The organism is Stenotrophomonas sp. GD04024 (assembly GCF_029837545.1).
GTDB classification, from domain to species: domain Bacteria; phylum Pseudomonadota; class Gammaproteobacteria; order Xanthomonadales; family Xanthomonadaceae; genus Stenotrophomonas; species Stenotrophomonas forensis.
In genome coordinates this window covers 1-6,756 of record NZ_JAOEDV010000130.1, presented here as the reverse complement: position 1 = coordinate 6,756, position 6,756 = coordinate 1, and the positions used below count along the sequence as shown (strand labels likewise).

Sequence of the window (6,756 nt, the reverse complement as noted above, 5' to 3'; positions counted from 1 at the left end):
CGCAGATCACTTGCCCTTGACGTGCTTCATCAAGCGCCGCTTGGCCTTGACCTGCCGCTCGGTGAGGACGTTCTTCTTGCCCTCGTACGGGTTGGTACCCTCGCGGAAGATGAAGCTCACCGGGGTGCCGATCAGCTTGAAGCGCTTGCGGAAGAAGTTCTCCAGGTAGCGCTTGTACGATTCCTGCAGTTCCTTCAGGCGCGTGCCATGCACGATGAAGGTCGGCGGGTTTGCGCCGGCCGGGTGCACGTAACGCAGCTTGGAGACGTGACCGCGGATGGTCGGCGGCGGGTTGGTCTCGTAGGCCACTTCCAGCGCCTTGTTCACTTCGCTGGTGGTGAAGGTCTTGTTGGCCGATTCGTGCGCGCGGTGCACCGCACGGAACAGCTCGCGCAGGCCCGAGCCATGCTTGGCCGAGATGCGCACCGATTCGGCCCACGGCACGAAGCCCAGCTTCAGCGACAGCAGGGTCTCTGCCTGCTCGCGCTGGTACTCGGTCAGGCCATCCCACTTGTTGATGGCGATCACCAGCGCGCGGCCGGCATCGAGCACGGCGCCGAGCACGGTGGCATCCTGGTCGGTCACGCCTTCGGTGGCATCCAGCATCAGCACGGCCACCTGGCACTGCTCGATCGACTGCATGGTCTTGACCACCGAGAACTTCTCGACGACCTCGTCCACGCGCGAACGACGGCGCAGGCCGGCGGTATCGATCAGGCGGTACTCGCGGCCGTCACGCTCCAGGTCCACCGCGATCGAATCGCGAGTGGTGCCCGGCACGTCGGAAGCGATCATGCGCTCCTCGCCGAGGATGCGGTTGACCAGCGTCGACTTGCCCACGTTCGGGCGGCCGACGAAGGCGATGCGGATGCGGTTCGGATCGTTGTCCAGCTCTTCGCCACTGCCTTCTTCGGGCAGGCGCTGGATCACTTCGTCCAGCAGGTCGTCCAGGCCCTGGCGATGCGCGGCCGACACGGTCAGCATCTCGCCGAAGCCGTAACGGGCGAATTCCGAACGCACGCTGTCCTCGTCGGTGCCGTCGATCTTGTTGATCAGCAGCAGCGTCGGGCGCGACAGCTTGCGCAGCCAGGCCAGGATCTCATCGTCCATCGCCGACGTACCCTCACGGGCGTCGACCACGAACAGGATCAGGTCCGCTTCCGCCGCAGCGGCGCGGGCCTGGCGGGTGGTGGCACCGGCCAGGCCCTCTTCCTCTTCCGCGATACCGCCGGTGTCGACGACGAGGAAATGGTTGTCCTCGTCCAGACGGCAGACACCGTAGTTGCGGTCGCGGGTGACGCCAGGCTGGTCATGGACCAGCGCGTCACGGGTGCGCGTCAGCGCATTGAAAATAGTCGACTTGCCGACATTCGGCCGTCCAACCAGGGCGACCAAAGGCAGCATCGCGATTACTCCAATTTTTAATTTGCCAACCGGAAGGCGGTCAGCTTGCCATCAACGTTCTGCACCAGCAGCACCCCGTCTGCGACGACCGGCTGGGCCAGCAGGGCGTCACCGCCGCTCTTCGCCCGTGCCGCCATCGCACCATCGGAGGTCTTCAACCAGTGCACGTATCCCTTGTAGTCACCGACGACCACGTAATCACCCTGCAGCACCGGGCCGGTCAGCGAACGACGCGCCAGCTCGGTCTGCGACCACATGGCCGCGCCGGTTGCCTTGTCCAGGCCGAACACGCCGCCCTTGTTGTCGGTGACGAACACATTGCCGGACGACACCGCCACGCCACCGGCACCGCCATGGTCGCGCGCCCACAGCGGGCGACCGGTCGGGCCTTCGATGGCCATGGTCTGGTTCTTGAAGCTGCTCACGTAGAGGGTGTTGCCCTCCAGTACCGGAGCACCGTCAACGTCGGCCATGCGCTCAAGCTCGGTACGGCCTTCGCCGTTGCCGATGTTCTGTTCCCACAGGGTGCGGCCATCCTGCTGGGCCAGGGCCGCAACCGCGCCCTCGTCCTTGCCGATGAACAGCACGCCCGGGCCGGTGACCACCGGCGCGTTGCCGCGCACGGTCAGCGCCGGCAGTTCGCTCGGGTTGAACCACTTCTGGGTGCCGTTGCCGGCATCGAAGGCGGTGACGCGGCCATCGTTGCTGCGCACGAACACCAGGCCCTGGGCCACGGCCGGAGCGGCAATGACTTCACCCGGAACACGGGCGCGCCACTTCTCGCTGCCGTCGTTGATGTCCAGGGCGATGACCTGGCCATCCAGCGTGCCGATCACGACCAGGTTCTCACCGACACCCGGGCCGCCGGACAGGCGCAGCTTCGGCTTCTTCTTTTCCTTCTGCGGCTCCCAGGTCCAGACCTTCTTGCCGGTCTGCAGGTCGATGGCGTGCACGCCACCGGTGATCGCCGCAGCGAACACATGACCGTTGGCTACTGCCGGGCCCTGGCGCACGCCGATGCGGCGCTCGCCCTTGCCGAGGTTGACCGACCAGGCCTTGTTGACCTTGACGCTCGGCTCGAACTTGACCAGTTCAGCCGGCTCCTGGGCCTTCTTCGCTGCCGCGTCCTTGCCGGCGAACCAGCCCTTCACGGTGCTGCAGCCGGTCAGGGCCATGCCCATCAGGAGCACGGTGACGACGCGGGTGATCATGACCTTCTGACTCATCAAACCGACTCCGCAGGGGCGGCGACCGTGCCGCCGGCATCCATAACCTTGGTTTCCAGCAGGCGCCGCTGCGGCGCTGCCACGTCCAGCGACTTCAGCGCCTTCTCGTACTGTGCACGGGCGTCGTCACGCTTGCCCTGCGCCATCAGCGCATCGCCATGGATTTCCAGGCTGCTGCTGTCGGCGGCGCTGCCCAGCAGCTTGATCGCCTCGTCACTCTTGCCGGTGGCCACCAGCAGGCGGGCCACGCGCTGGTCGACCACGCGCTGCAGGTCACCTTCGACCTTCACGCCGCGCAGGGTGGCCAGCGCCTCTTCGTTCTTGCCGGCGTCGACCTGGGCCTTGGCCAGCTGCAGCGCCGCGAGGTCGCCGTAGATGCTGGACGGGCCGGCTTCAAGCGCCTTCACTGCCTTGGAGGCATCGTCGAGCTTGTTCTGCTGCAGGCCGAGCAGCGCCTTCTGGTACTCGACATTGGCCGAGGCCAGCTTGCCGCCCTGATCCTTCTGGTACCACTGCCAGCCGGCGATGGCACCGATGGCGATGACCACGCCACCAAGGATGCTGGCGCCATTCTTCCGCAGCCAGCTGCGGACGCGTTCACTTTGTTCGTGCTCGTCGAGCAGATCGTCGATCGCCATGCGTACTCTCGCCCCGCCCATCGGGAGGGACCATTGGGTTTAATCGAAGGTGGTGAAACCGCGCCTCAGTGCGAAACCGGGACTACGGAGCCTTCAGAGGATACCTGAAAGCGTGCCACGTTGGCTCGCTGGTAGGGGGTCAGATCGACGATAGCGCCGTTCTGCTGAACCTGGACCGCCGAGGCGTTGCCCAGGGTCACCCGGGTCACCTGGCCCGGGGTGAAGCTGCGGCTTTCGCCGGACTTGATCAGCGCCTTCTCGACGGTGGCACCGTCCGGGCCGCCGATATCGACCCAGCTGTCGCCGCTGAACTGCATCTCCAACGTGTTGGCGGCAGCGGCCGGCGCCGGGGCCGAACGTGGCACCGGGGCCAGCGAGGCTACGTACGGGGTTGCGGCCGGCTTGCTGGCCGGGGCGCTCGCCACGTCAACCGGGGTGGCCGGCTCGACGCCCGCGGCGGACGGAGCCACCGGCACGGCGGCCGGGATCGCGTCCAGCGAGGCGGTGTTCGGCGACGGGGTGGCGCTACCGTCGAAGTGGCCACGGGTGGCGAACCACACCGGCACGGCCAGGACAGCGGTGATGCCGACATAGAGCATGCGCCGGCCGAGGTTCTCGGCAATGCGGCGCGCACGCGGGGTATGGGTATGGCTGACCAGGGTGGGCGGAACCACCGGGCCGACCTGGGCCTGCTCCAGCAGCTGGCTCACATCCACGTTGAGCAGGCGCGCATAGCTGCGCAGCTGGCCACGCACGAACACCGGCGCGCCGAGCCTCTGCCATTGTTCCTCTTCCAGCGAGTTGACCACGTGGACCGGCATGCGCAGGCGCGTGCCGACATCCTCGAGGGTCAGTCCGGCCGCTTCGCGGGCCTGGCGCAGGCGGGTGCCGCAGCCGGCCGCAGTCTCGAGAGCGCTCACAGTCTGGTCATCAATCACAATGCATCAACCCTGGAGTTAGGAGCCCGCTTCCTGCGGAAATTCCTGTCGAATCCGCTGGAGATAGCGATCAGATGCCGCCCGATCGCCCAGCCGCGCTTCGATTTGAGACGCAAGTTGTAACACGGAACGCGTTGCGGGTGCAGCCGCAATCCTACGTTCGGCGAAGGCCCGGGCCTCCATGTAGCGGCCCTGGCGGAAGCTGAGCTGGGCCATCGCCTCGAGTGCGACCGGGTTGTCAGGCAGTGTCGTCAGCGCCGCGCGAAGGTCGCGTTCGGCACGTTCGAACTGGCCGGCATCCAGTGCGCAGCCGCCCGCATTGGCCTGTGCCTCGGCTGGCGTGGCATAGCCCGGCGCCTGCAGCGCGCGGTCGAACCAGACCAGTGACTCGGCCGGCCGGCCCTGCTGGCACAGCCAGGCACCGTAATTGTTGAGGATGTCGCCGCGCTGCGGCGCCAGTTCGGCGGCCCTGCGGAAGCTCTCGCCGGCCTGCGGGGTGCGGCCACGGCGCTCGTCGATGCCGGCCAGCAGCACCAGCGCGTCCGGAGCCTCCGGCGCCAGCTTCTGCGCCTCACGGGCCTTGCGCTCGGCCGCATCGAGGTTGCCGACCTGCATGTCGCGGGCGGCCAGCGCGAGCAGATCCTGCCAGCGCACCTGACGGCGGACGTTGTCCGGATCGCGGACCGAGTACACCGGCGCCAGGCTGGGGCCCAGCTTGGCCTTGGGTTGGGATTTGCAGCCGCCGACCGAGAGGGCCAGCACGCCTGCGAACAGGGCCAGCCAGAGGCGGTCAGGCCGCGGCATCGCTCCCCTTCCCCGCCTGCAGCGTCTTGTTGAACTCCGCCTGGCGGCGGGTGCGGTCCATCACCTGGCCCTTGAGCTGGCCACAGGCAGCGTCGATGTCGTCGCCACGGGTACGCCGCACCATGGTCAGCACGTTGCTGTCGAGCAGGATCTTCTGGAAGGCACGGATGTGCGCTTCTTCCGAACGCTCGTAGCGGGTGCCCGGGAACGGGTTGAACGGAATCAGGTTGACCTTGCCCGAATCCTTGGCCTGCACCGCGTTGTCGAACTGGCGCATCAGGCGGGCCAATTCACGGGCATGCTCGGGCTTGTCGTTGATGCCCTTCATCAGGGTGTATTCGAAGGTGACCGATTCGCGGCGCTTGTTGGCGCGCAGGTAGCGTGCGCACGAGGCCATCAGCTCGGCGATCGGGTACTTCTTGTTGAGCGGCACCAAGGTCTCGCGCAGCGCATCGTTGGGCGCATGCAGCGACACCGCCAGCGACACGTCGCTTTCGGCCGACAGGCGATCGATCTGCGGCACCAGGCCGGAGGTCGACAGGGTCACGCGCTTGTTGGCCAGGCCGTAGCCCAGGTCGTCACGCATCACGCTCATGGCGCGCACGACGTTGTCGAAATTCATCAGCGGCTCGCCCATGCCCATCATCACCACGTTGGTGAGGCGGCGCATCTGGTGCGGCACGTTGCCCAGGTGGCGTGCAGCAACCCACACCTGGCCGATGATCTCGGCGGTGGTCAGGTTGCGGTTGAAGCCCTGGGTGGCGGTGGAGCAGAACGTGCAGTTCAGGCCGCAACCGACCTGCGAGGACACGCACAGCGTGCCGCGGGTCTTGTCGGGGATGTACACGGTCTCGATGGCGTTCTTGCCATCCACGCCCATCGCCAGCAGCCACTTGTGGGTGCCGTCGGCGGAGGGCTTGTCGAACACGATGTTCGGAACCAGCACCTCGGCATGGGCCTGCAGCTTGGCGCGCAGGACCTTGCCGAGGTCGGTCATTTCATCGAAGTCGGTGACGTAGCGATGGTGGATCCACTTCATCACCTGATGGGCACGGAACTTCTTCTCGCCGAGAACCTCGACGAAAAACTTCTCCAGGCCCGCGCGATCGAGGTCGAGCAGGTTCTGCTTGCCAGCCGTGGGTGCCGACTTCGGCAGCGGCTGGATGGCGGGGGACTGTACGACCTCGTTCACGGCATTACTCTCAGCGCGAAACGACTTCGGTGGCGGCGAAGAAGTAGGCGATTTCAATCGCGGCATTCTCGACCGAGTCCGAGCCGTGGGCGGCGTTGGCATCGATGGATTCGGCGAAGTCGGCGCGGATGGTGCCCGCAGCGGCTTCCTTCGGGTTGGTGGCGCCCAGCAGGTCGCGGTGGGCCAGGACGGCGTTCTCGCCTTCCAGGGCCTGGATCATCACCGGGCCGGAGATCATGAACTCGACCAGCGCGTTGAAGAACGGACGCTCGCGGTGCACGGCGTAGAAGCCTTCGGCTTCACGGCGCGACAGCTGCTTGTACTTGGCGGCCACGACCTTCAGGCCGGCCTTCTCGAAGCGGGCGTAGATTTCGCCGATGACGTTCTTGGCAACGGCGTCCGGCTTGATGATCGAAAGGGTGCGCTCCAGCGCCATGGGATGTCTCCAATGGAATCGGGCCGCTGATGGCCCGAAGGGTAACATGAAAAAAACCCGCGTCGGGACGCGGGCTTAGCCTGATAAACGTAGGCGAATTGTAAAAGATAAAGCGCTG

The 6,756-nt window shown here is 66.4% G+C and carries 7 protein-coding genes; all 7 read right to left on the bottom strand.

All coding sequences use genetic code 11. From position 1 onward, the window contains the following. Positions 1-6: 6 nt before the first annotated feature. Positions 7-1,404, bottom strand: coding sequence for a ribosome biogenesis GTPase Der (gene der / locus N7590_RS21545; RefSeq protein ID WP_008264979.1), 1,398 nt, complete (start codon positions 1,402-1,404; stop codon positions 7-9). A 17-nt stretch (positions 1,405-1,421) separates the two neighbouring features. Next, complete coding sequence (gene bamB / locus N7590_RS21540; RefSeq protein WP_164242795.1) at positions 1,422-2,630, bottom strand: outer membrane protein assembly factor BamB; 1,209 nt, start codon at positions 2,628-2,630, stop codon at positions 1,422-1,424. Continuing rightward, entirely contained in the window at positions 2,630-3,268 is a 639-nt protein-coding gene (locus N7590_RS21535; RefSeq protein ID WP_008267058.1) for a tetratricopeptide repeat protein, read from the bottom strand. Before N7590_RS21535 ends, bamB begins: the two co-directional genes overlap by 1 nt. Before the next feature lie 65 nt (positions 3,269-3,333). Beyond that, positions 3,334-4,206 carry a RodZ domain-containing protein gene (locus N7590_RS21530; protein WP_164242794.1) on the bottom strand — a complete coding sequence of 291 codons (873 nt, stop codon included), beginning with the start codon at positions 4,204-4,206 and terminating at the stop codon, positions 3,334-3,336. A gap of 18 nt (positions 4,207-4,224) precedes the next feature. Next, on the bottom strand, positions 4,225-5,010 hold the full coding sequence (gene pilW / locus N7590_RS21525) for a type IV pilus biogenesis/stability protein PilW (RefSeq protein WP_008268338.1): 786 nt from the start codon (positions 5,008-5,010) through the stop codon (positions 4,225-4,227). After that, positions 4,997-6,202: a 23S rRNA (adenine(2503)-C(2))-methyltransferase RlmN gene (gene rlmN, locus N7590_RS21520; RefSeq protein ID WP_005409296.1), complete on the bottom strand. Its 1,206-nt coding sequence runs from the start codon at positions 6,200-6,202 to the stop codon at positions 4,997-4,999. The genes pilW and rlmN overlap by 14 nt, the downstream gene beginning before the upstream one ends. 10 nt (positions 6,203-6,212) lie before the next feature. Continuing rightward, complete coding sequence (ndk, locus tag N7590_RS21515) at positions 6,213-6,638, bottom strand: nucleoside-diphosphate kinase (RefSeq protein WP_008265389.1); 426 nt, start codon at positions 6,636-6,638, stop codon at positions 6,213-6,215. Positions 6,639-6,756 lie beyond the last annotated feature (118 nt).

Coding starts and splice junctions, on each gene's coding strand:
- pilW (WP_008268338.1), bottom strand. CDS start 5,010: ATGCCGCGGCCTGACCGCCTCTGGCTGGCCCTGTTCGCAGGCGTGCTG.
- der (WP_008264979.1), bottom strand. CDS start 1,404: ATGCTGCCTTTGGTCGCCCTGGTTGGACGGCCGAATGTCGGCAAGTCG.
- ndk (WP_008265389.1), bottom strand. CDS start 6,638: ATGGCGCTGGAGCGCACCCTTTCGATCATCAAGCCGGACGCCGTTGCC.
- N7590_RS21535 (WP_008267058.1), bottom strand. CDS start 3,268: ATGGCGATCGACGATCTGCTCGACGAGCACGAACAAAGTGAACGCGTC.
- bamB (WP_164242795.1), bottom strand. CDS start 2,630: ATGAGTCAGAAGGTCATGATCACCCGCGTCGTCACCGTGCTCCTGATG.